This is a genomic window from Longimonas haloalkaliphila (assembly GCF_055379825.1).
The window spans coordinates 47,633-72,296 of sequence record NZ_AP043948.1; the positions used below are offsets into that span (position 1 = coordinate 47,633).

A 24,664-nucleotide genomic window follows, 5' to 3' on the forward strand; every position below is an offset into this window, starting at 1 on the left:
CGAATATACAGTCCGGCGCCGCATCTGTGCGAAGGCGCACCGTGGCAATTCAACATACAAATTAGCTGGCAGACGTGCTTGCCGGCTCGTCGCGTTCGGCTTTGCCGTTGAGCCCGAACCGCTGCCGCTGCCGGGCAAACGCAAGCAGCCGCTCCTCAACGCGTCCGTTAATGCTTTCGGCGGGATACGAACCGTCGTCGCCGCGCGTGCCGGCCGGTTCGCCGGTTAGCAGCGCGATGCCCTCGTCGATCGTCTCGACCGGATAGACGTGGAAGTCGCCTGCCTCAACGGCCTCCACCACATCGGCACGCAGCATCAGGTGCGGCACATTGCTCTGGGGGATGAGCACGCCCTGCTCGCCCGTGAGTCCGTCGCGCATGCAGATATCGAAGAAGCCTTCGATTTTCTCATTGACCCCGCCAATCGGCTGCACTACGCCATGCTGGTTTACCGAACCGGTAACGGCGAGCGACTGCTTGATTGGGGCCTCGGCCAGCGCGGAAAGCAGCGCGTAGAGCTCGGCCGACGAGGCGCTGTCGCCGTCGATGCCGCCGTACGACTGCTCGAACACCAGACTCGCCTGCATCGACAGCGGATGTTCGGGCGCGTAGCGTCCGCTCAGAAAACCCGACAGCACGAGCACGCCCTTCGCATGCAGGGGACCGCCAAGCGTGGTTTCGCGCTCAATGTCGACGATGTCGCCCTGGCCGAGTCGCACGCGGGCCGTGATGCGATTGGGTCGCCCAAACGCAAATCCGCTCTGCTCCAGCACCGAGAGCCCGTTGATCTGCCCGACCACCGCGCCGTCGGTGTCCACGTAGAGGGTATCGCGCTCGATGGACTCGTAGATGCGCTCGCGCAGGCGATCGGCGCGGCGCGTCTGGGCGGCGCGTGCCGCCTGCACGTGCGACGCTGCAATCTGGTCGGCTCCGTCTTTACGGGCCCGGTAGCCCGCCTCCACCAAGAGGTCGCGGATCGCATCCACCTGGGCCGACAGCTTCTGCTGGTCCTGTGCGATGCGCAGGCTGCGCTCCATGATGCGCGCCACGCCCGAGCGGTCGAGCGGCGGCAGATCAGCCTCGCGGGCCATCGTCGCCAGCAGCTCCGTGTAATCCTGCACATGGGCATCGTCGAAGTCCATGCGGTCGTCAAAGTCCGCCATGACCTTGAACAGCTCTTCCATGTCCGGGTCGTAGGCACACAGCAGGTGATAGAGCCAGCGCTCGCCCACAAGCACCAGCTTCACGTTAAGCGGAATAGGCTCCGGATCGAGCGACACGGTGCGGATCAGTCCGAGTGCCTGCTGGGGCGATTCGATGTCGATCGCCTGGCTGTTCAAGACGCGCTTGAGGCCCTCCCAGGCGTAGGGTTGTTGCAGCAGCTTGCGGGCTTCAATGATGAGGTAGCCGCCGTTGGCCTCGTGCAGCGCGCCGGGCTGGATGAGGCTGAAGTCGGTAACAAGCGCGCCCATCTGGGCCTGCTGCTCGACGCGTCCGACCAGGTTGGCGTACGTAGGGTTGTCGCAGACGACTACCGGCGCGCCGTCATCGGGGTCGTGGTGCACGAGCAGATTTACGCGGTAGCGATCCCACGACGGACCGCCCTGCATGGCCATCCAGGGCATGGTGCCACCCGAGTTGTCGTCGGAGAGCGCTGCGCGTCCGCTGGCCTGGTCGTGCTGCTGCACGAGCGGGCCCACGTTCTCTACGATGTCGTCTTGCAGGGCGTCGATGTGGGCTTGGATGGCATCATGGTGGCTATACGCCTCCATCAGTTCGTCGATGAGCGGGTCGATGGCGTGGTGGGCCATCTCCTCGTTGAGGTCGTTGAGCCGCTGCTGCGCCTCGCGCTGCCGCTCGGGCAGCTTGCGCATGATCTGCTGCAGCTCATCTTCGAACGCATCGATCTTTTCTTGCACCGCGTCGCGGTCGATATCTTCGAGCGCCTCAAACTCGTCGGGCGAGACCACCTCGCCGTCGCGGATGGGCGCGAACGCAAACCCGTTGGGCGTGCGGATGAGTGCAATGTCTTCGCTCCGGGCGCGCTCCTGCAGGTCTTCAAGCGCCTCCTCCTGCTCCGACCGTACCTCGTCTTCGACCATCTGGCGCCGCGCCTGGTACTCTTCACTGTCGAAGGCAGCCGAGAGCGCCGCCTGGGCCGCCTCGATGAAGTCGTCCATCACATCTCGAAACGCAGCCCCGGCGCCGGCGTCGAGCTGCAACGCACGCGGAGTGCGCTCCTCGTCCATGTTCTTGACGTAGCACCAGTCCGACGGCGCTGGTGCGCGCTCAGCCGCTGCGTCGAGCATGCGGCGCACCATGCGGCGGCGGCCCGTGCCGGTCGGCCCCAGCGCAAACACGTTGAAGCCGGGCTGGTCGATGGCCATGCCAAACTCCAGCGCCTCCTGCGCACGATCCTGACCGACGATCGCCGTGTCGGCGTCAAGGTCGGCGGTGGTGTCGAACGTGAAGTCAGCCGGGTCGATTGTGCGGCGCAGCTGACCGGGCGTGAGCGCGTTGCGAGTAGCCATGTAGCGATAAACCGTACGTACGAGAGAATATGTGCGAGTCGTGCATGCGGACTACGTTGTAGGTGGCGGCGCGCAGGGGAGTTCGGCACGCGCCTGCCCTCTCACAGAAACGTGACGCATCCCCTGTGCTCTGCCGCATGTGCTGCATCGCGTGTGCTCCGTCGCTGCCTGTCCCTGTGTGAACCAGGTAACGCGCAGCGCTATACCTGCTATGCTATCGTGCTATGCTATCGTGCTGCAGCGACTGGTGCATACTCCGGGTTGAGCAGCCGCTGGGCCGCCTCCAGCGATCCGTCGTGCGGGGCCGGGTTCAGGTCGAGCAGGTGGGTCATGAGCGGGTAGAGATCCACAAACTGCAGCGTGTCGATGCGCTTGCCTGCCTCAAAAGCCGGTCCGTGCGCAATGAGTAGCGACTGCATGCTGTCGTTCTGTGGCGGGTAGCCATGCGCGCCGCCTTCCAGCCGGTCGCGGTTGCGCTCGAAGTAATCGGTGGTGGAGAGCGACCAGGTGTCCTCGGCGATCGCGATGATTTCGGGGATGCGCCGGTGGCCTTCGAAGTGCAGATCGGCAGGCACGTCGTCTCGATGATAGGCATCGACACGGTCGAGGGCATCAAGCGCCTCGACGATCGGTGCCGGGTCCACGCCATCGCGTGTGTTCATCATGGCTACGGGCGTGTAGTCGACGATGAAAACATCGTCGGTATCAATATGCTCATCCATCAGGATGGTGCGGTCGGACGAGATGGGCGCCATGCCGTGGTCGGAGCCAATCAGGACGTTAGCACGAATGCCGCGCTCGTCCAGCCCATCGAACAGGCGCTGGATGTAGCCATCCACCTCACGCAGGGCCTGGGCGACTTCTTCGGATGCGGGGCCGTGGCGGTGCCCGCGCGAGTCAACCTTGCTGAAGTAGAGGGTCAGGAACGAGGGGCGCTCTGCCTCGGGCAGCTCCAACCATTCGAGCACCTGATCGACCCGGTCGTTGCCGGGCACGCGTCCGTCGTAAGGCAGCCAGTGGCTCGGACGGGTGCCGTCGATTTCGGCTTCGGAGCCGGGCCAGAAGTAGGTAGCTGCGGTACGCCCCTGCTGCTCGGCCGTCACCCAGATGGGCTCGCCATCGTCCCACCACTTACCGTCGGTAACGGCATCGTCGTTGCCCATGCTGAAGCGCTCCCCAAATTCAGGGTCGTACATGCTGTTCGACACAACCCCGTGGTTGCCCGGGTGCAAGCCTGTAACCAGCGTGTAGTGGTTTGGAAAGGTTTTGGTCGGAAACGAGGCGATGAAGCGCGCGACGTAGGCCCCTTCGTCGCGCAGCTGCTCCAGAGTAGGTGCACCGTGTAGCTCCAGGTAGTCGTGGCGCATTCCGTCAATCGAAACGAGGATAACCGGCTCGTCCACGGCCGTTCGGTCAGGTGCAGGCGACGCGGCATCGCCCAGGTCGGCCGGGCGTTCGCATCCCAGCCCGATGATTGCAACGACCAGAAGGCTTAGAATGAGTTGAAATCGGGGGGCAGTCATGAACGTAGCAAGGTCAGGTGGTTGATAACGCGTGAGGGTGGAATGTGGTACGCTAAGAGCCTGTTTTGATTTCTCAATTTGGGCTGCGAGCGGCTCCACTGGACTGCAAACCAAAACCCAAACAGGCGCTAAACGACCCGCACTACGGGCGTTCGGAGCAGTAGCTCTGCGTGGGGGTGGTTTCCACAACGCGAACCGGGGCGCCTTCGGGAATAACGAACTCGCTCATGCCGACCGGCTCATCGGGGCGCCCCCAGTCGTAGGTGTAGCCCAGTCCGGTGAACGGGTAACCGCCGGGCTGGTGCGAGAAGGCGTACTGCGCGTCGAGCCATTCGAGGTGCTCGGGAGCGACCTGCACCCGGGTCTGGGGCTTCGGCGCGTGGGGTTCGCACTGCCGGTCGGTGGTTTCGGGGTCGGGGCACGGGCGAAAGAGCGTTTCGGTGGAGGCCCACAGCGTCACGAACCGGGTGTAGCCTGCGTAGGGCGGCAGGCCGAGGTGCTGCTCCACGCGACGATCGCGCTGCGCCTCTGAGAGCGGGCGGAGCGACTGGCAGAACTGCTGGATCGCCGGCACCAGCGTCGTCCACACGTCGCCGGTCAGAGTTAGCGTGTCGCCGGCAGAGACGGGCGCATTGGCACCAGGAAGCGGGGCGTCGTCGGTCCAGGTCACGACCTGCACCCAGCGCGTGCCGTCATCGTCGACGTGCCAGCGCAGGGTATCGTTGTGCGGTGCCACGGGCGTGAGCGTCGTCACGATAGCGTCGGGGCCCAGCTCGGCGGCACGCGCAATGGCCGTTTCGTAGGCCGCAGCCAACGCCGTTGAGTCGGATGTAGGCGGTGCCGAGGCGCGGTCGACCGGAGCGCTGCTCGTGCCGCATCCCACAAGCAAGCCCGGCCCTGCGGTCATGATCACCACCACAAGCAGCCACGCCCCGAACGGCAATGAACGGGGCGTGGAAGGAACATTTGGAGACCTGTGGAGCGCATCAAACATAGGAAATCGTGCGCGTCGTATTAGCGTCCGAGAAAGAAGTAGAGAATCGCGCCCAGGAGCGGCATAAAGATGATGATGAGCGCCCAGATGATCTTACTTCCGGGGCTGCGCCCACGGTCGCCCAGCAGGTCGATGAGCGCCACGATCGCGACGACAATCACCAGAATGCTGATGAAGCCGCCGGTGGGCGAGGACAGGTGGTCCATGAGATTGCGCCCGCATCCGCTCAGTACGAGCATCATCGGAAGCAGAAGCAGCAGTACGTTACGGGGAAGAAGTCGGTTCATGGCGAAAGCAGCAGACAAGTCTGAAGAACAGCGGATCGGTCGGTGTACAAATCAGGCATGCAGTATACGAATAACATACGCATCGGACCGAACAAATGATACACGCCGTGCTGCGCTTCTGCGCACCGGAGGAACGCCCGGTCAGATCCGGCATGTTCGAATATCGGTAATGATGATGCCCTTGGCACCGATAGCGGTGAGCTCATCCATGATCTCGTTGACGCGCGACTGCTTCGCCATCGACTTCACGGCTACCCATCCGTCTCTGCTTAGCGGCGACACGGTGGGCGACTCGATGCCGGGCGTGATCTCGTGGGCGGCGTCGAGCTTCGATTTTGGCAGGTCGTATTCAACGACGATGTACGAGCGGGCCACCAGAATGCCTTTGATGCGCTCCTGAAAGTGGCGCGCCGCCTCCTTATCCGAGATCACTCCGTTCTGCGCAACCAGCATCGCCTGCGTTTCGATGATCGGATCGCCGATCACCTTCAGCCCGGCCTCGTCGATCGTGCGGCCCGTCTGCACCACATCGGCGATGGCGTCGGCCACGCCCAGCTGAATCGAGATCTCAACCGCGCCGTCGAGCGGCACCACCGTCGCGTCGATGCCACGCGCCTTCAGGTCTTCTTCCACCACATGCACATACGACGTGGCGATGCGCGTGTCGCTGGTAAAGTCGTCGGGCGTAATGGCTTGCTCTTTGGGGGCCGCGTAGCAGAAGCGCGCCTTGCCAAACTCAAGCGGCATCACCTGCGTGACGTCAGCGCCGCTGTCGTGCAGCAGGTCGAGTCCGGTTACCCCCAGGTCGATGATGCCTTTGCTCACGTACGTGGCAATGTCGCGCGGACGCAAGAATACGAACTCGACGCCGTGGTCGGTGTCGCGCACCGAGAGTTCGCGTCCGCGGCGGCGGCAGTGGTAGCCGGCCTCGCTGGCGAGCGTGGCGGCCCCTTCGGCCAGAGCACCTTTATTGGGCAGGGCAATCTGAAGCATAGACAAAGCGAAAAAGCAGTAGGTAGAAAATAACAGAATGAAAAGCGCATCCGGCCCCCCGGCGGCGCGCTACCGGCATCACACACAGGTATCACGCACGGGTATCACACACAACAGGTGCGCCCCGGCAATACAGCCCGCGGTGCAGGGCGTACAGGCCGCGAGCTCTACAGGTGGCGGTAGACGTCGTCGAGGTCAAGATCGCAGGCAATCATCATCACCTGCACGTGGTAGAGCAGCTGCGCGATCTCTTCGGCCGTGCGCTCGCGGCCCTCGTGTTCGGCAGCCATCCACACCTCCCCCGCCTCTTCGAGCACCTTCTTGCCAATCGTATGAGGCCCTTCGGCCACACGCGCTACCGTACCCGAATCGGGATCGTTCGTCTCCACTTTGGCCGACAGCTCGGCAAACAGCTCTTCAAATCGCTTCATGTGGGGTGGGGGATGCAGCCAAAAAATACGCGTGCCGTTGTACCGTGCCAGCACGCGAGCGTTGCATCATCAAATGATCATCAGCCAATAAGTTGCTTCGAATTTTCTGTGGGATACGGACGCCGGCTCGCTCGCAGAGTGCGTATTGCCATTCGTCTGCCTATATTGATGCCCGCATAGCATGCAGAACCTCTCTGTATAGTTTGTGCTGTACACGTCGCCTGTCACGGCGTCAGGATAGGGGTTCTTGACAGGGGTTCTTGACAGGGGTTCTTGACAGGAGCTCTGGACAGACGTCCTCCACAGGATTCTGGATGCGATGCTCCGCATGCTGTCCGCATGCTGTCCGCATGCTGATGGGCATGACATAGGCCTTCCAGCGAATAAACCCGCGCAACACCGTGTGGAGAACCACATGAAGAACCAGATGGAGAAACCCGCTGGCCGTCCCGTACGTGCGGCACTCTCCCTGCAGTACTCTGTACGTTTTCCACACGCACCCATTCCCGCCGGATGCCGCAGGCGGTTTTTTCTGTAACCGCTTCCGCCCGAATCGCTCGTCTCTATCAACCTGACTGGTTCTCTTATGCCCGACGCCGACAACCGCTTTTCCGAACTCGACAAGCGCCGCGAAGCTGCCCAGCAGGGCGGCGGCCCCGAGCGCATTCAACGCCAGCACGACAAAGACAAGCTCACGGCTCGTGAGCGCATCGACATCCTCCTCGACGACGGCTCGTTCGAGGAGCTCGGCAGCTTCGTGCGCCACCAGTCCACCGCCTTCGGACTCGACGAGCGGCGCCCCTACGGCGACGGCGTTGTCACCGGCTACGGCACCATCGAAGGGCGCACCGTCTACGTGTTCAGCCAGGACTTTACCGTGTTTGGCGGATCGCTCGGGCGCGCCCATGCCGACAAGATCGTGCGCCTCATGGAGCTGGCTCTTGAAAACGGCGCGCCGCTCATTGGGCTCAACGACTCGGGCGGGGCGCGCATCCAGGAAGGAGTGGTGTCGCTGGGCGGCTATGCCGACATCTTCAAGCTCAACACCGACCTCTCGGGCGTCGTGCCCCAGATCTCGGCGGTCATGGGTCCCTGTGCCGGCGGCGCGGTGTACAGCCCGGCGATCACCGACTTCACCTTCATGGTCGAGGGCAGCAGCTACATGTTCGTGACCGGACCGAACGTGGTGAAGACTGTAACACAGGAAGACGTGACCAGCGAGGAGCTGGGCGGCGCGCGCACCCACGCCTCAAAGAGCGGCGTGTCGCATTTTACGTGCAGCAACGACGTAGACTGCCTCCTGCGCATCCGCGAGTTGATGAGCTATCTGCCGCAGAACTGCGAGGAGGATGCGCCCCGCCGCACCAACGTGCAGCACAGCGCCGCCCCCGACGCCCTCGACACGCTCGTGCCCGACGCGCCCAACAAGCCGTACGACATGCGCGACGTGATCACCCACATCGCTGACGACGAGGACTTCTTCGAGGTGCAGCCCGACTACGCCGAGAACCTGATCGTGGGCTTTACCCGCATCGACGGGCGCTCGGTGGGGGTGGTCGCCAACCAGCCGGCCGTGCTTGCGGGCGTGCTCGACATCGACGCCTCGCTCAAGGGTGCACGGTTTGTTCGCTTCTGCGACGCGTTCAACATCCCGCTGCTCGTTTTTGAGGACGTGCCCGGCTTCTTGCCTGGCACCGACCAGGAGTGGAACGGCATCATCAAGCACGGGGCCAAGCTACTCTATGCGCTCTGCGAAGCCTCGGTGCCAAAGGTCACCGTCATTACGCGCAAGGCCTATGGCGGCGCGTACGACGTGATGAACTCGAAGCACATCGGGGGCGACCTGAACTTTGCGTGGCCCACCGCCGAGATCGCGGTGATGGGACCGAAGGGCGCGGTCGAGATTATCTACCGCCGCCAGATCGCGGCGGCCGACGACCCAGAGGCCGCGAAGGACGAGTTTATCGAGCGATACCGTGAGCGGTTTGCGCATCCGTACGTGGCAGCCGAGCACGGCTACATCGACGACGTGATCAAGCCCCACGAAACGCGCCAGCGCCTCATTCGCGGCTTCGATATGCTCGAAAACAAGGTTGCCAATCCGCCCAAGAAGAAGCACGGCAACATCCCGCTGTAGTGGTACCGGAAACTGTACACGACGGAATGTATACGGCAGGCTGTATACGGCAGGCTGTACGCATCCGTCCATGCGAGGGGGGCACGGGCGGTGCGCATCCGGTACGAAGTGCGTTGGGTAGGACCCGGAGACTGCGCTGTACGCGGCGCACAGACACGCGGGCTCTACCGCTTCGCATCCCCTGCTACCCCTGCAGTCCTCTGTATATCCTCTGTATATGTCTCCAGCGCGTTCCGATTTGGGCGTAACCTGCGTCTGGAGCGCGCGTACATCGCACCGATATTTCTTTTACCCACTTGCCATTCACTTATGGATTCGACCGCTCCGCTTGCCTACGCGCAGGCCCATCAAGACGACTTCGTGCACGAACTGGAAACGCTGCTCCGCATCCCGTCGGTGAGTACCGACCCCGATCATGCCGACGATGTGCAGGCCGCAGCCGACTGGCTGGCCGAGCACTTCCGCGCGCTGGGCGTTGCCGATGTGGAGGTGCTGCCGACCGACGGGCATCCGGTAGTGTATGCGGCGCATCATCCGCACGACGATGCGCCCACGGTGCTCGTGTACGGCCACTACGACGTGCAGCCCCCCGATCCGCTCGACGAGTGGGACCACCCGCCCTTTGAGCCGACCCGCGTAAATGGCGACCTGGTGGCACGGGGCTCGTGCGACGACAAGGGCCAGATGCTGATGCACGTGAAGGCCCTCGAAGCGTACCTGAAGTCCGATACCACGCCGCCCGTTAACCTCACGTTCTTGATCGAAGGTGAGGAGGAGATCGGCTCGCAGCACTTGCCCGAGGTGTTGGATACGTATGCCGACCGCCTGGATGCGGACCTCGTGCTGATCTCCGACACCAGCATGTTGGCCGAGGAGCAGCCCACCGTTGTGTACGGCCTGCGTGGACTCGCGTACCTGGAGGTAACCCTGCAAGGGCCCAACCGCGACCTGCACTCCGGCCTCTACGGCGGCGCGGTCGAGAACCCAATCAACGCGCTCAGTCAGATGCTGGCCGACTTGCACGACGACGATCACCGAATCACCATCCCTGGCTTCTACGACGATGTGCGTCCGCTCACCGATGAGGAGCGTGCCACCATCGCCGACCTGCCGTTCGACGAAGACCACTGGCTCGACGAAATCGGACTGGACACCGCGCGCACCGAAAACGGATACAGCATTCTGGAGGCTATTTCCGTGCGTCCCACGCTCGACGTGAACGGCATCTGGGGCGGATACACCGGCGAAGGCGCCAAGACCGTACTTCCCGCCGCAGCCCACGCAAAAGTCTCCATGCGTCTGGTGCCGGACCAGGCGCCCGAGGCCATCTACGACGCCTTTGAGCAGTGCCTGCGCGAGCGCGTCCCCGACACCATGACGCTCACCGTAACGCGCTTGCACGGCGGACAGCCCGTGCTTGTGGAGCCCGATCAGCCCATCATGCAGGCCGCAGCGGCAGCGCTGAACGCGACGTTCGACCGCGAGCCCGTATTCGTGCGGCACGGCGGGTCGATTCCGATCATCGCCGAGTTTCAGCAGCGCCTGGGGCTCGACAGCGTGCTCATGGGCTTCGGCCTGGAGTCGGATGCGATCCACTCGCCCAACGAGAAGTTCGGCCTCGACCGGTTTGCGAAGGGCATCGAAACGATCATCCACTACTACCCGGAGCTGGCGAAGCGGCTGGCGTAGCGGGCGGCGCGCACGGCCTTGGCGCGGATGCGGGGCCGTGAACGCTCCTCTGTGAGTGCTCTGCGTAAACGCTTCTGCGTGAACGCTTCATGGACGCATGGCGCGCACGGAACCGTGCAGGGTGATTTTGTTTACGAAAGCCCTGCACCTGCCCGGGTGGCGGAATTGGTAGACGCGACGGATTCAAAATCCGTTGTCCGCGAGGATGTGGGGGTTCGAGTCCCCCCCTGGGTACAGACCGAAAGCATGCCTTTAACGCCTCTGACACCTGTTTTGCAGGAACGTCAGGGGCGTTCTTGTTTCTTCCCACATCGCATAATCTCGAAAGAACCGGGAGCAATTGCAAGTCTGCGGGGAAAATACGGGGAAGCGGTCTTCCCCGCATTGCACGAAACGCATCTTAGCCCATAAGCGTGTCTGTACGTGCGTGGTTACACATCCAAACCGTTACTTCACATGTCTAAGGTTAACCTCAAACCCTCTCATCAGGCCGTTCAGGACTATTACGACCAGCTCCAGGCTTATGCCGACGTAGGGGCCGAACACGAGGGCGCTGTGCGCACAGCGTTTCGGGATCTGCTCAACCACGGGGGGCAGCAGATGGGCTGGACGCTCGTGCCTGAAAAGACCTTACGCGAAAACGGTCTTCGTCCAGACGGCGTGCTCGTGGATCACTTCGATCTGCGCAAGGGCTTCTGGGAAGCGAAGGACAGCGCCGACGATCTCGACCATGAGATCCAGAAGAAGATCGACAAGGGATATCCGACGAACAACATTATCTTTCAGGAGCCCAATCGGGCTGTGCTGGTGCAGGACGGGGGCATTGTGTTCGATGCGGACATTACGGACCCGCAGCACCTCGTGGACTGCCTGCGCATGTTCTTTGACTACGAGGAGCCTGCCCATGAAGAGTGGGAAGCCGCTGTCTCCGAGTTCAAGGACCGCGTTCCCGACATTGGGCAGGCGCTACGCGGCATCATTGAAGACGAGCTCGACCAGAACGCGAGCTTTCGAGAGGCATTCAGCGACTTCTTTGCGCTCTGCCAGCAGGCCATTAACCCGAACCTTTCGCGGGAGGCCGTGGAAGAGATGCTCATTCAGCACTTGCTCACGAGCCGCCTCTTCCGTACGGTCTTCCAGAATGATGCGTTTGTGCGCCGCAACATCATTGCACGTGAGATTGAGCAGGTCATTGATGCGCTTACGTCACGCTCCTTTTCGCGCACCGAGTTCCTGAAGCCGCTTGACCGCTTCTATCTGGCCATCGAGAACGCCGCCGACGCAGCCACCGACTTCTCCGAGAAGCAGGAGTTTCTCAACACGGTCTATGAGCAGTTCTTTCAGGGATTTGCGGTCGATATAGCCGATACGCATGGCATTGTGTACACGCCGCAACCGATTGTGGACTTCATGACGAACAGCGTGACGGGGCTTCTGAAGGAAGAATTCGGCGTGTCAATTGGTGATTCGGATGTGCACGTGCTCGACCCGTTTACGGGCACGGGCAACTTCATTGTGCGCCTAATGCAGGAGATTCCCCGCCGCCAACTTCCGCAGAAATACGGGGCCGAGGGCGACCCAGAGCTGCACGCCAACGAAGTGATGCTGCTGCCTTACTACATTGCCTCACTCAACATTGAGCACGCCTACTACGAGCGTATGAGCACCTACGAGCCGTTTCAGGGCGTGTGCCTGGTGGATACGTTCGAGGCGGAAGACCAGCGCCAGTCCCCACAACTGTTCACGCCAGAGAACACCGAGCGCGTCAAACAACAGCAAGAGCAGTCTATCACTGTTGTCATTGGCAATCCGCCGTACAATGCGTGGCAGGTGAATGCTAACGACAATAATCAAAACCGTAGCTACGAACGTGTGGACGGACGTGTGCGTGAGACCTATTCTGCTGATTCCAACGCAACGAATAAGAACGCACTTTCCGATCCATACGTCAAGGCAATTCGGTGGGCGACGGATCGGATTGGTAAAGAGGGCATCGTCGCTTACGTAACAAACAACAGCTTCGTGGACAATCTTGCGTTCGACGGAGTACGGAAGCATCTATCGGAAGACTTTGACGCGGTCTACGTGCTCGACTGCGGAGGAAACGTACGAAAGAACCCGAAACTCAGCGGCACCACACATAACGTATTTGGGATTCAGATCGGGGTGAGCATCAACCTATTTGTGAAGCACGCGGACGGCGATGCTGAGACGTGCGACATCCGCTATTACCGGATGGAAGAGTTCTTGACGAAGGAAGAGCGCTACGGCGTGATGAATGATGCTGAGGATTGGCACGGCATTGAATGGGAGGGGTTAGAACCAGATGAGAAACACCGCTGGCTGGTGGAACCGACGACGCGAGAGTTTGAGTCGTACATTCCGATTGGCTCGAAGGAGGACAAGAAAGCCGAACAGGGTGAAGCAGAAGCAATCTTCAAAAAGTATAGTCGAGGCGTAGAGACAGGCCGTGATGCTTGGGTATATGATTTCAATCTTGAAGGCTTGAGCGAGCGTGTCCAGACGCTCATTGAGACGTATAACGCTGAAGTGAGACGCTGGGATCAGAGAGATGAGCGAGACATCAACGTCCGCAATTTCATTGTTTCAGATGACACTAAAATAAAGTGGAATCGGTCGCTGAGAAGAGCTTTAAAGTCAGGGATAATCTTCTCTTTTGACCAAGAGGCTAAGCGAGAAGCGTTATACCGTCCGTTTTGTAAAAAGACACTCTACTTTTCTGATTCTCTTGTGTACCTTCCAGGCATTTTTCCACAGGTCTTTCCGGTAAACAATTCGGGAAACCAAGTCATCTGTCATTCGGCTGTTGGTAATACAAAGCCGTTTCACTGTCTTACGTCAGATCAGATTGTAGACCTCCACCTCACGGGCGATTCCCAATGCTTCCCCTTCTACGTCTACGACGAAGACGGCACAAACCGCCGCGAGAACGTGACCGACTGGGCGTTGGAGCGCTTCCGGTCGCACTACGACGATGCGACCATCACCAAGCGCCACATCTTCCACTACGTCTATGGCGTGTTACACCACACAGGCTACCGTGAGCGCTACGAAGGCAACCTCAAGCGGCAACTCCCCCGCATCCCTTTTGCGCCCGATGCAGAAGCATTTCGCGGCTTCGTGGAGGCCGGTGCGCAGTTGGCCGAGTTGCACGTAGGCTACGAAGACGCAGACCCGTACCCGCTGAACGAAGTGGAAGACGACGATGCCGACTACGAGTGGCGCGTTGAGAAAATGCGGTTTCGCCAGAACAAGACTGCGATCAAGTACAACGACTTCCTCACGCTCGAAGACATCCCCGAACGAGCGCACGATTACCGTCTGGGCAACCGGAGCGCGCTGGAATGGCTCGTCAACCAGTACCGCGTACGTACCTACAAACGCTACGACATCACCCACGACCCCAACGACCCCGACAACAAATGGTACATCGTAGACCTCATTAAGCGCGTCACCACGGTCAGCATAAAGACCGTGGACATCGTGGAGGGGTTGCCGGAGTTGGGGTTGCCGGAGGGGTGAGCTAAAGGAGACTCTACACCGATGCGCCCCGTCAACACCATACTTTTCTATTCAAAGACCGTATAACTTCTTTCATGCCCGATAGCACACAAGACCTCATTACAAAAATAGAGAACCGCGAGATCGTACTCCCTGAGTTCCAGCGTGAGTTCACCTGGAAACGGTCGCAGAGCCGTGATCTTGTCGATTCTCTCCTTAAGGGATATCCCGTTGGATCTCTGTTACTTTGGAAAACGGCTGACGTGCCTGCTCTGAAGAACATGCCCAATTTCGAGTCGAACGGACGCGTTGAGGTTTTGCTGGATGGCCAGCAACGCCTCACATCTCTTTATATGCTGACCAAGGATAGCATCCCTCCGTTTTATTCCGATCGAGATATTGATAGCAGAAAAGACCCACGGAAGCTCTACTACAACTTGGGGACGCGTGATCTACGCTACTACAGAAAGCTTGAGATGCAAAATAACCCGAGGTGGGTTCGGGTGGCAGACTGTTTTGGATATAATGGCGCAGTTGAACCCAAATCGATTGCGCAAAAGATCACGGATGATGAAAGTGAACGATTCGAAGTCTTCGCGGAGCTTCAGAAGAACCTTGACGATCTCAAGGGTATTCTGAATTCTGAACCGCCTGTGATGTACGTGCAGAACGACGCGAATCTGCAACACGCTCTTACTGTTTTCGACCGCGTCAACAGCAACGGAACGGCCTTGAGCGAAGCTGACATCGCGCTGGCCCACATGTGCAGTCAGTGGCCCGACGCAAGACGCGTGTTCAAGGAGAAGCGGGCCGAGTTAAAAGAGCAGGGGTTTGAGTTTGCGCTTACGTTCTTTATTCGCGCCACGAATGCCGTAACCAATGGACGGGCTGAATACCACATTCTCCATGATGCAACTGAAGACGAGCTTATCTCGGGCTGGAATGCTCTTGATCGGCTTATGGACTACCTCATCAATTTTCTTCGAGACCGTGCATACATCTACAGCACGGATGATCTGAACACGACGAATGTGCTTATTCCAATGCTGGGCTATCTGGCTCAGAACAAGCATGCGTTTCAGGATGAGCGAAAGCGCAATCGTCTTTTGTACTGGATGTATGCAGCGCTATATCTTCGTCGCTACAGTGGAAGTGTAGACCAGAAACTGGAACGTGATCTCAACTCACTCAATGATGACCACCCCATTGAAGGGCTTATCGCCACATTGCGCGAGGACCACGGGAGTCCCGAAGTGAAATCTTCGCAGTTGGACACGCGTAGCGTATCGCATCCATTTTACAACATGATGCAGGTGCTGATACGCGCAAGTGGAGGCGTAGACTGGTCAAACGGGCTGAAGCTCAGCAAACCAATCGGAAGCCAGTATTCCCTGGAGCGCCATCACATTTTTCCGAAGTCCGTGCTCAGCGAAGTGGGATACGACACGGGAAGCAATCTGATTGACAAGAAGCGCGTGCATGAGATTGCCAATCGCGTTCCATTAACACGAGAAGGCAACATGGACATATTCTCCAAGCCCCCTGCAGAGTATCTTCCCAAGGTTCAGGAAGCTAATCCAGGCAACCTGGAGAAGTTTATGATTCCCATGAACCCTGCATTGTGGGAGGTGGAGAACTACGAAGCCTTTCTTAAAGAGCGACGCGAGTTGATAGCGGGGCGTATCAACCAATTCATGCAGCGCCTGATTGACGCATCAGACTCTGCAAGTAATGGGTCAGGTGATACTTCAACAGAGTCGATCATCCGAGAAGGGGAATCCGAGACAGTTGAGTTCAAGTCGACGCTCCGCTGGCATCTCTATGCGGAACGAAATGACAAAGAGATCGAGCATGCTTGCCTGAAAACCATTGCGGCGTTTCTGAACAGCGACGGAGGCACACTCCTAATTGGAGTTGACGACGATGGAGAACTGACAGGCTTCATGGAGTACGACCGGTTCGATAACTCGGACAAGGCCATGCTTCACCTCACAAACATCGTGAAAGAGCGTATAGGTACCTCGTCAGTACGATTCCTTCGGATGTCTGTTGATACGATAGACGGAGAACACGTGATGCGCGTGGACTGCAAGCCCAGCGTCGTTCCAGTGTATCTTGACCACGAAAACGATGAACACTTTTACGTACGGACTGGGCCTTCCACGAGCGAATTGAGACCCAGCGAGATAGCCGAGTACGTGCAGCATCAATTCTATGATGCATGAGCGTAAAGCGGTGCAGCGACGAAAGTAAGCTAATGCTACTTGGCGACACACCAACGCCCCCAAATATTCACCAAATTACACCCAATCTGCTATGGACTACGAGACAGAAGAAATAGAGCAGCTCCTGAAAGAGGTGAAGCAAATAGATTATGACCTCCAGAAATTCAATGGCGACCCTGCTGCAGCACTCGCTGAGCGCTTGATAAAAGTCATAAATAAGGTCACCCCTTACGCTGACTTGTTTGATGATGAGTCGAAGGTGCAGATAAAAGAGTACATTGAAGAATATGAGTCTCTTCGTATGTCTGCTAAGGAAGAGACAGACCTTGGTGCTCGAATTAAGCCGACCTACGAAATGATCATAAGCACGCTTGAGGATAGAGTAGAAGAGCTGCGCAATGGCTAATACCAGAAGGCTTGCTGTTCGGCAATCGCTGCGTTCATGCAGTTTTGTCCGTACAGAAGAGGTAACTCCATAGAGCGCATGGCCTCGTGTGCGCAGACTTGCCATACGGACCTTTCTTATTCGCTGAAGCAGTGGGTACAACAACAAAACAGGAAAACGGCAGCCATAAAACCACCGTTTCCTGCTGCTGCGTACGTGTTTTCTGGTCTGTTTCCTGGAAAACGTATGCCTGTTTAGACTTCGTTTTCTCACTGTTTACCAAGAAGAGTGGGCTTCAACGTCCAGTCCATTTTCCTTACTGAGTCCGAGCTCCTCGTGGATATGATTTTGCCATTCCTTACTTTCAACAGTCCATAGCGCCTCAGTCATACCTTGATTTTGCACCTGTCTGATCACTGCCAGCACCTTTCCGCGCAGTACGTAGGACTTTGATCTTGAGCCATAGCTCTGGGTCCTTTTGTGCTCAAAAGACATTGTGATCGTTCGAAGCAGTTGGCTGGTTTTAGAGTCAGGATCTTTGGCGTGTTTGGGATCGATGGGCAAATACATCGCCATGAGCTCTATGGCTTGCTCTTTGGAAAGCCAATCTTTGCGCTGGTAGAGTTCTACGGTATATGGCTGTGTTTCCACTTCCTCTGTGCTTGCCACCCGCTGCTCTGGAGGGGAGGACTCAACAGGCATAGCGTTATTGGTAGTCTCCATACTCGAACCTTGGGAGGCTGGAAGGCTATCGGTGGGAAATACATAGTCCGGTGGGAATTCAAAGTGCTTCACGTGTCCATTTTCGGTGTAAACGGCGTATGGACGTAAGTCATGCCCTTTGGCTTCCTTGCCTTCCTTCAGGCATCGAGACAGGTACCCCTTGCTCATGTCATGAAGCTGAGCAGTTTCAGTGAGCGAGTGGGTCGTATCAGATTTCATGGTCTTGTAGGCTGTGTATGATTGTGGATGCGCTCAACGTGTTAGGCGTTAGCCGGTCAGCCGTCTACCTTTTCTCTTTTCCGAATGCGTGCTCGATGGCACGTCCAGCAGCTTCCTGGCTGATGTGGGCGTAGATCTCCGATGTAGTATGGCTGGTGTGGCCGAGGATCTCTTGGATTAAGCGTATGGATACGCCATTGGATGCCAGCCACGAACCACACGTATGTCGAAGGCTGTGGAAATGAAGCGCCTCGCTGTCTGGCAAATCTGCCTTTCGAACAAAGAACTTGAAGCGTTTTGTGGCTCGGTCTGGGCGAATGGCTCGGCCTTGCCGGTCTACGAACACCATGTCGCATGGTGCGGGCTCTCGTTCGCTATGGAGTCGCTTCAGGGTAGTAAGAGCCTCTGCTCGAATGGGAACGCGGCGCTCATGGCCATTCTTGGTGGTGAATGCGTCGCGATTGCGTACGGTAGCGGTCTTCTGTTCTAAGTTTACGTCTTGCCACTGAATGTTCACCAGCTCACCACGTCGCATTCCTGTGCACACGGCTACATTGATGAGGTCGATAAGCCACTGTACATCTGATGGCTCTCCTGCCTGATTGGTGACGGTCTGGCCATGGTCGTGAATGCAGGAGAGAAGCGTCCTTAAATCATTCTTGGATAGGAAGACCGGAGGCTTCTTTTCTGCATCTGGTTGAGCTATATCATGGAGTGGATTATGGGTGAGGCGTCCGGTCTCCATAAGCCAGTTGATAAAGGCCCGTATGTGGCGATATCGCTTTCTCTTCGTGGCACTGGATAACGTATCTGCTCGGCTATTGGGCTCCACGTGCTCATAGATATATGGGCGAAGGTGTTCAGCCCGAAGCGCCTTGAGCATAAGCGTAGGCGGGCAGAGCCGCTCCCATGCCTCCAGTTGTTGCCTGTACACATTGTGGGTCGTTGAACGCCACGCATCCTGCTTTGCGTTTAGAAATGCCTGAATGGCATCTTGAACAGTCAACTTCTCGAATCGAACAGGATCGGTCCACGGATCAATTTCGCCCCGCTCATACTGTGCTTCCAGCTGCGTCAGCCGCTTTCGTGCAGGCCGCTTCTTTGATGTACGTAGGGCCACTTCTTTACGCTTGGGACGACGCGAGGGGTCATAGAGCCGTGCGTAGTAGCGACTTCCTTTCTTGCGCATCGTGATATTGCTTAGAGTTCGTCTCATGGGATGGGTGGAACCTTTGTGGTATGGTGAAAGAGAATACGGCGCTACTGCACGGCACGCGGGTTCACGTAAATTTGTGGACCTGGAGGGCGGCCTCCATTACTCTCCGGTTGGTGCACATGGATAAGTTCATGCTCTTCGAGTTGTACAAGGACGGAGTCCAGATCGTCTGCAGAGGTGAAATCTCCTTTGTTCTGGACGGCCCGCCATAGGTCCCGTTTTGAGAGAGACCCCATGTTGACAAAAGTGACAGAAGTGACAAAAGTCTCAGATTCCACCCTTCTGTCACTTTTGTCACTTTTGTCACTCGGGGTCACGCCAAGTTTTTCGCAGATACGCCGGTACAGGTACTGGGCCGTCCGCGTCTTTTCATTAGCCTCCAATAAGGCATAAGCATTCAACGCATGAGGAATAAAGGAGCGAGTGATTTTGACTGCACCCAGCATCGTTCCAGCCTGTACGGGATCGCTAATGTCTGACTCAGCGACATGGAGGATACCGGCTATTCGAGCCATCTGACCAACCAGTTTAGAACCCCAGTCCGTGATACCATCAAGGCGTCCTTCGGGGCGTAGCATCGCCTCAACAGACGATTCGAAGTCCCATAGTACGCTCTGTGCTTCACGGGTCAACTGGAGCGTGTGAGGCACCCACTCGTCAAACTGATTGGTACCATCCGGCGTCAGCTCCAAAAGGGTTGTAAGCTTCCGCTCATAACGTGCCTTAGCAGCATCATCAAGAGCAGGTACATCCGCACCGGTTTTACGGAACCCAACGGTAGATTTAGGGACCACGTAAAGGAAACGAGCGAGCAAGCCTTCTCCACGGAACGTGCGCTTCTGGGCGAGGTCTTGAAGCACAGTCGGCTGTGCGCACAGTGCGACCGAGAGCGCCGGGTTCGGCACGTCGGAATCGTCTCTTGACATGCGGTTGTCACGGGCGGCCTCGTCGCCTGTCCATGCCTTTTTGTAGGTGTTGAGCACAGCGCCGGTGCTGTCGTAGCGTCCAGCCATGTACTTAAAGAGATCGCCTTCCGGACTCATCGCAAGAAGCCGCCCGTTGTTATCGCCCATAAGACGCAGCAGCTCTTCACTTGTGATGTCGTCGATCCAGAGCTGAGGGATCGTTGGTACTTCGTGATCCTCCAGTTCGTCGCGGGCTGCACGTACGTCATTCTCAGCCATGTCGCGGTCGGTTTGGGTTGTGGCCTTCACGGCCTGCTTCTTGGCACGCTGTAGGCGCTGCTCAAGGATCTCCTTGGTGTCGATAGCCCGTTGCCGTCGTTCATCGGCTTGCTGTCGAAGCTCAGATTCGTACTTGCCAATGGGAGCCGTCATAAGCGAGAACGCCGGGCTCTTCCGCGTTCCACTATCGAGGACCGCAACGCCCCAGAGCGTAAGCGGCTCAGTCCATCCAGGCTTGAGCTCAACCTCCACCTTTTTCTGCAGCGTGCCTGCCATGGTGCATAGAGCAAGTAAAGCAGGCAGGTCAGACGGTACCTGAAGAAAGTCAGAGACCGATTCTACGTGTGCCTCTACCCAGTCAGGGAGTGCATACAGAGGAACGGGATCTGGCTGCTCATGGAGGTCAAGTGGTACCGGTGGTCCCCACTCGAAACCATTGGGGCCAGTTATCAGGTCAGAGTTCTCCGGCGCGTTGAGATGCATATCCGGATCCATCCCGTTTTTGCGCATCTCACGTCGCAATTTGGTATTCTCTCGGATGATTCTCCAGTTGGGGTTCTGCTCTGTACTGTCATCGCCAGAGGGCTTAAGATGAACCTTGTTCGTGCTTTTACCGTTTGTGTGATCCATTTTGGAAGGGAAAGCCCTGACTGCAGCATAGCCCGTTCAAAGCTTTGCGCTACAGTTGGGGCTTTTTCTTTGGTCGAAGGAAAACGACGATGCGTTGTCAAGTGCTTAATTCCTCGCACAGGCTCGGATGAATGCATCGAGTGCATCCCGATCGTAGAGCACACGGCCACGAATGCGAATCGCACGTATCTCGCCATCGGATTCGAGTGTGTCCAGTGTACGTGTGGAGATGCTAAGCCGCTCAGCGGCTTGCTCACGGGTGAGCAGCTGCTCTTGTGAACTGTTTGCGCTCTCCAGCAGCGTGCATAAATGGTCGAGCTTCTCCTCGACGGTCTGAAGCCGATTGGAAAGCCATCCTGGATTCTTGCGTTTCTCCTTCGAAAGGTTGACATTATCCATACTTATAGGTGTTTGTGTCCCATGTGGCGCAGACTCTTCCGCCCGCTCTGTGTCCTTAGCACAGAGTGGGTTTTTTTCTTGCGCTCTCATGCGACGGTGATTAGTGTCTTGCGTCTTCTCGCATCTCCTCACGATGAGCAGATGCGCTGCGTTCAAAGAGGAAAAAGAAAGTCAATTCCAGTTTTACTTTCCTCTTTCAGTATTGTCTTTTGCAAAATCCATGGTTTTCTGTATCGTCTGTTCAAGACCCTCAGTTGTACCTGGACGCTTACTACACCAGCATCCTGTTGCCTTGAGAGCATTTCTGTAGCTTGTTGGGCCGACTTCTTTCCCACCGAACTGCTCTGGAACGCGAGTCGCAAGCCAGTCGGTGAAGGCACCGTAGTTTTCAAACGAAGGCACATTACCTTCTTGAGCTTCATAATGCCTAAGTGTATCCCCTGCTCGAATTGTCCGGTTGTGGTAGGTTGGGCTTACGTCAGGCATGACCTCCTCAACTTCGGGCATCCTATCTGCCTCAACAATCTTTGCCTCGATAACTTTACAAGCGATTTCAAGAGACGCAGAGTGGACGATGTGGTCATCTACAGATCTGAGGTTACGCTCGATACTGCGGAGAACCCTCTCGTACCGCTTAGCCACTTTCTCTGTGACTCCAGCATCTGTTGTGATCTCTGTAAAGTGCCAGTTCACTTCAGCGCATCCAGCGAAATGTCTCCAGAAGCGCTCTATCTCAACTCTGAATAGAAAGGTGGAGCTGTTGCGCTCAGCAATTCGTTTTCTTTGCTCACGAAGCGTCTTGTCAGCCTTTCCTCTGACTGGATAAGTTTGAAGAGAATAGCCGCCAGGTGAAGGAGGAGGCGGGTTTTCTGAGCCATGAAGCGCAATGCGAACCAGTCCATTAAGGAGTTCACGTGCTTTCCCCAACAGTTCACAGCCCTTTTTAGCATATCGTTGCCGTTGCTCCGATGCACTTTTGCGAATCGCCCGTACTTCTGGAATCAAAATGAGCGGGGAATCTTTTTTAGATTCAACTGCGGAAGTAATCCGTTTCAAGCTTTGCCGAACGGCACGCGTATACTTTGGGTACCGACTATCCCAGGTGTTGGGATCATCTGTCTGTGACACTATGCCAAAGCCGGAATCGGTCTTTAGATCGAAGCCGACTTTAACACCCGTAGGCGTAGGCTCCCCAAAATACTTTATCTTCGGTTCCCACTCTTCCAAAAAGTCAAACGGGCTGTTTGAAGCTGACCAGTATGCGGTAAGATCACCGTTTCTGTATTTGTGAACTTCCTCTTGCAACTCGGAATCCCTGCTTTGTAAGAGCATCCGTGCTGTCCCGCCGTCGTGGCCATCTCCTAATCCAATCTCGGCCAACCTGGTTTGTGATGCCTCTGTAATCGAGTCAGGGACTCGGTACTCGTCCAATAAATCATCTGGCTTCTCTGACATAGCTCTTTCTCCTATGAATAGCTTAGCCTTGGTGACTTAATACCACCTTGGAACTCCCCATCGTGTTTGGATTTGAATCCTCCAAACACGTAACCTGGGGAAAATACGGGGAAGAGCAAGAAATGCTTTTTCGGTAAGCTATTGTATCTTATAGCTCTGCAATTACAACAGAGTTAGATTCAAAATCCGTTGTCCGCGAGGACGTGGGGGTTCGAGTCCCCCCCTGGGTACCATATCGTGTTGAATATATGCCGTTTATGCGGTGTCTGCTGAGTGCTTCAGTAGCACGCACACCCGCGTTTTCCCTTAGCTTCTAAGAGCGCCATGCCCAACGGTCTTGACGTTCACATTCCGTCTTCGATCGCTGAGGCGGTTGTGCTTCCCGATGACCGCAAGGCGTCGGAAGTCAAGCGTACATTGGCCGTTGCGTTGTACCGCGAAGAACTTCTCTCCTTCGGAAAAGCCCGCGAACTGGCCAGCTTGAGTCCGTATGCGTTTGCCCAGCTGTTGGGGGAACGAGGCATCGAGCGGCACTACGGCGAAGCCGAACTGGACGAAGATCTGGCGTATGCGCACGGCGAGGCACACCCGTGACCGGGACGCTTACCTGCACTACACCACGCATTTCTCATGACGGTCGTCAGCAACACCTCTCCGCTTCTCAACCTGAGAACCTGTTTTGATTTCACACGTCGCGAGTGAAAACGAACGGGAGTCCGCCTCGTTTTCGGTGGTGAACAGACGTTTCACCGAAAGCGACACCGAAGCTATGCGCAAAGACTATAGCTCCGATTTGACGGACTCCCAATGGCACAACATTAAAGCGGTTCTCAATACCTCGCGCCACCGCCAACATGACCTGCGCCGCGACATTCTGGATGCGATTTTCTACGTGGTCAAAACGGGATGTCAGTGGCGAATGTTGCCTGGTGGATTTGCGCCGTGGCAGACGGTGTACTACTACTTCCGAACGTGGAAACAGCGCGGCGTAATCGCACGTCTGCTCAGCATAGCCCGGCGAGGCGCACGGCGAGAAGCCGGGCGCGAACCCGAGCCCAGCGTGGTAATTATTGACTGCCAATCGGTTTCGATCACCCGCTCAGGCGGTCTGTGCGGCTTTGACGGCAATAAAAAAGTCAAAGGGCGCAAACGGCACATACTCACGGACACGCAGGGCTGGACGTGGGCCGTCGGCATTCACGCCGCCAATGAGCACGAAAGCCAGCACGCCTTCAAGCTCATTGAACGGGCTGAACAGCGAAGCGAACGTCTTGAAGCGGTCTTCGCTGACAAGGCCTACCGCGGCGATCTCGAAGACGACCTTGAGGAAGCGCTTGGGCTTCGGCTTGAGATCACCGAATCCGACTCCGAAGAGCCGGGCTTCTCCGTCGAGCCGAAGCGCTGGATTGTCGAACGAACACTCGGCTGGTTGGGGGGCTGGCGGCGACTTGCGAAGGAGTACGAGCGCCTGGCCGAGACGAGTGCCGCCATGGTCCGGCTCGCGTCGCTACGATTGGCCCTCAGCCGCCTCTAACGGCATATCAAAACAGATTCTGAGTATTATCGGCCGTCTGGACCTGGTACGCAGTCAGTTTGGAAAGGTACTGATTCCATAAGCTGTCCGTGATGAGTTGGAGATGGACAGCGGTCGCCCCGGATCAGCCAAGCTGCGCACCGCCGTATCAGAGGGCTGGATCCGCGTACAGAAGGTAGCGGAACGTGCTCACGTGCGCACCCTTCGGCAGAGCCTTGATCAGGGTGAATCAGAGGCCATTGCACTGGCCGCTGCTACCGCCGCCTCGCTTCTCCTTCTGGATGAACGTGAGGGACGCAAGCACGCACGAGCTATAGGGTTGCCCGTGACAGGCGCAATTGGCATTTTGCTCCGCGCTCACAAGGACGGAAAGTTGTCTTCGTTGCGAAACGCACTGGACGCCTTACAGAATGAAGCTGGCTTCTGGATCGCGCCTGCACTTCGTGAATGCATTCTGCAAAACTCGGAGTAACAAGGTCAGAGCAGCCTCAGGGAATCCTAATAGAGACGCGGCATAGAAAAGATCAAAGGCCTGGTCTCTTCGAGAGAGCGGGGCGGGGGACGAGCCCCATGGGTACATCAACAGAA

18 protein-coding genes, 1 tRNA gene and 1 pseudogene are annotated in these 24,664 nt (G+C 57.5%); 9 read left to right on the top strand and 11 right to left on the bottom strand.

Annotation, left to right across the window (positions count from 1 at the left end):
- Window positions 1-61: 61 nt before the first annotated feature.
- The 6 genes from ACZ48V_RS00195 to ACZ48V_RS00220 form a co-directional block, all read right to left on the bottom strand.
- Window positions 62-2,530 (bottom strand): Lon protease family protein, encoded by a 2,469-nt coding sequence (locus ACZ48V_RS00195; RefSeq protein WP_464540514.1) that lies wholly within the window; start codon window positions 2,528-2,530, stop codon window positions 62-64.
- A 227-nt stretch (window positions 2,531-2,757) separates the two neighbouring features.
- Window positions 2,758-4,053, bottom strand: a complete 1,296-nt coding sequence (locus ACZ48V_RS00200; RefSeq protein ID WP_464540516.1) for an alkaline phosphatase family protein — start codon at window positions 4,051-4,053, stop codon at window positions 2,758-2,760.
- Between the two features lie 142 nt (window positions 4,054-4,195).
- On the bottom strand, window positions 4,196-5,047 hold the full coding sequence (locus ACZ48V_RS00205; RefSeq protein WP_464540518.1) for a hypothetical protein: 852 nt from the start codon (window positions 5,045-5,047) through the stop codon (window positions 4,196-4,198).
- A gap of 20 nt (window positions 5,048-5,067) precedes the next feature.
- A complete protein-coding gene (locus ACZ48V_RS00210) occupies window positions 5,068-5,334 on the bottom strand; it encodes a PLDc N-terminal domain-containing protein (protein ID WP_464540520.1) in 267 nt (88 codons plus the stop codon).
- A gap of 141 nt (window positions 5,335-5,475) precedes the next feature.
- On the bottom strand, window positions 5,476-6,327 hold the full coding sequence (gene hisG / locus ACZ48V_RS00215; protein WP_464540522.1) for an ATP phosphoribosyltransferase: 852 nt from the start codon (window positions 6,325-6,327) through the stop codon (window positions 5,476-5,478).
- A gap of 167 nt (window positions 6,328-6,494) precedes the next feature.
- Complete coding sequence (locus ACZ48V_RS00220; RefSeq protein WP_464540524.1) at window positions 6,495-6,758, bottom strand: phosphoribosyl-ATP diphosphatase; 264 nt, start codon at window positions 6,756-6,758, stop codon at window positions 6,495-6,497.
- Window positions 6,759-7,344: 586 nt separating this feature from the next.
- Here ACZ48V_RS00220 and ACZ48V_RS00225 point away from each other — a divergent pair.
- The 6 genes from ACZ48V_RS00225 to ACZ48V_RS00250 all read left to right on the top strand — a co-directional run bounded on the left by ACZ48V_RS00225 (window position 7,345) and on the right by ACZ48V_RS00250 (window position 16,737).
- Window positions 7,345-8,895: an acyl-CoA carboxylase subunit beta gene (locus ACZ48V_RS00225; protein WP_464540526.1), complete on the top strand. Its 1,551-nt coding sequence runs from the start codon at window positions 7,345-7,347 to the stop codon at window positions 8,893-8,895.
- Window positions 8,896-9,204: 309 nt separating this feature from the next.
- On the top strand, window positions 9,205-10,584 hold the full coding sequence (locus ACZ48V_RS00230) for a dipeptidase (RefSeq protein ID WP_464540528.1): 1,380 nt from the start codon (window positions 9,205-9,207) through the stop codon (window positions 10,582-10,584).
- A 150-nt stretch (window positions 10,585-10,734) separates the two neighbouring features.
- Window positions 10,735-10,818 (top strand) — tRNA-Leu (locus ACZ48V_RS00235).
- A 222-nt stretch (window positions 10,819-11,040) separates the two neighbouring features.
- On the top strand, window positions 11,041-14,127 hold the full coding sequence (locus ACZ48V_RS00240) for a type ISP restriction/modification enzyme (RefSeq protein WP_464540530.1): 3,087 nt from the start codon (window positions 11,041-11,043) through the stop codon (window positions 14,125-14,127).
- A gap of 74 nt (window positions 14,128-14,201) precedes the next feature.
- A complete protein-coding gene (locus ACZ48V_RS00245) occupies window positions 14,202-16,331 on the top strand; it encodes a GmrSD restriction endonuclease domain-containing protein (RefSeq protein ID WP_464540532.1) in 2,130 nt (709 codons plus the stop codon).
- Between the two features lie 91 nt (window positions 16,332-16,422).
- Window positions 16,423-16,737, top strand: a complete 315-nt coding sequence (locus ACZ48V_RS00250; protein ID WP_464540534.1) for a hypothetical protein — start codon at window positions 16,423-16,425, stop codon at window positions 16,735-16,737.
- 255 nt (window positions 16,738-16,992) lie between these two features.
- On the opposite strand, the gene ACZ48V_RS00255 is transcribed toward ACZ48V_RS00250, so the two are convergent.
- From ACZ48V_RS00255 to ACZ48V_RS00275, 5 genes are all read right to left on the bottom strand, one after another.
- On the bottom strand, window positions 16,993-17,658 hold the full coding sequence (locus ACZ48V_RS00255) for a hypothetical protein (RefSeq protein WP_464540536.1): 666 nt from the start codon (window positions 17,656-17,658) through the stop codon (window positions 16,993-16,995).
- A gap of 64 nt (window positions 17,659-17,722) precedes the next feature.
- Window positions 17,723-18,874, bottom strand: a complete 1,152-nt coding sequence (locus tag ACZ48V_RS00260; RefSeq protein WP_464540538.1) for a tyrosine-type recombinase/integrase — start codon at window positions 18,872-18,874, stop codon at window positions 17,723-17,725.
- A gap of 44 nt (window positions 18,875-18,918) precedes the next feature.
- Window positions 18,919-20,568 (bottom strand): YfjI family protein, encoded by a 1,650-nt coding sequence (locus ACZ48V_RS00265; RefSeq protein ID WP_464540540.1) that lies wholly within the window; start codon window positions 20,566-20,568, stop codon window positions 18,919-18,921.
- A gap of 225 nt (window positions 20,569-20,793) precedes the next feature.
- Window positions 20,794-21,087: a helix-turn-helix domain-containing protein gene (locus ACZ48V_RS00270; protein WP_464540542.1), complete on the bottom strand. Its 294-nt coding sequence runs from the start codon at window positions 21,085-21,087 to the stop codon at window positions 20,794-20,796.
- A gap of 183 nt (window positions 21,088-21,270) precedes the next feature.
- Entirely contained in the window at window positions 21,271-22,542 is a 1,272-nt protein-coding gene (locus ACZ48V_RS00275) for a hypothetical protein (protein ID WP_464540544.1), read from the bottom strand.
- Window positions 22,543-22,866: 324 nt separating this feature from the next.
- On the opposite strand from ACZ48V_RS00275, the gene ACZ48V_RS00280 reads away from it, so the two are divergent.
- The 3 genes and pseudogenes from ACZ48V_RS00280 to ACZ48V_RS00290 all read left to right on the top strand — a co-directional run.
- Window positions 22,867-23,136 (top strand): UPF0175 family protein, encoded by a 270-nt coding sequence (locus ACZ48V_RS00280; RefSeq protein ID WP_464540546.1) that lies wholly within the window; start codon window positions 22,867-22,869, stop codon window positions 23,134-23,136.
- An 85-nt stretch (window positions 23,137-23,221) separates the two neighbouring features.
- On the top strand, window positions 23,222-24,076 hold the full coding sequence (locus ACZ48V_RS00285; RefSeq protein WP_464538143.1) for an IS5 family transposase: 855 nt from the start codon (window positions 23,222-23,224) through the stop codon (window positions 24,074-24,076).
- A 94-nt stretch (window positions 24,077-24,170) separates the two neighbouring features.
- Window positions 24,171-24,548: pseudogene (locus tag ACZ48V_RS00290) on the top strand (PIN domain-containing protein); the annotation flags it as partial.
- Window positions 24,549-24,664 lie beyond the last annotated feature (116 nt).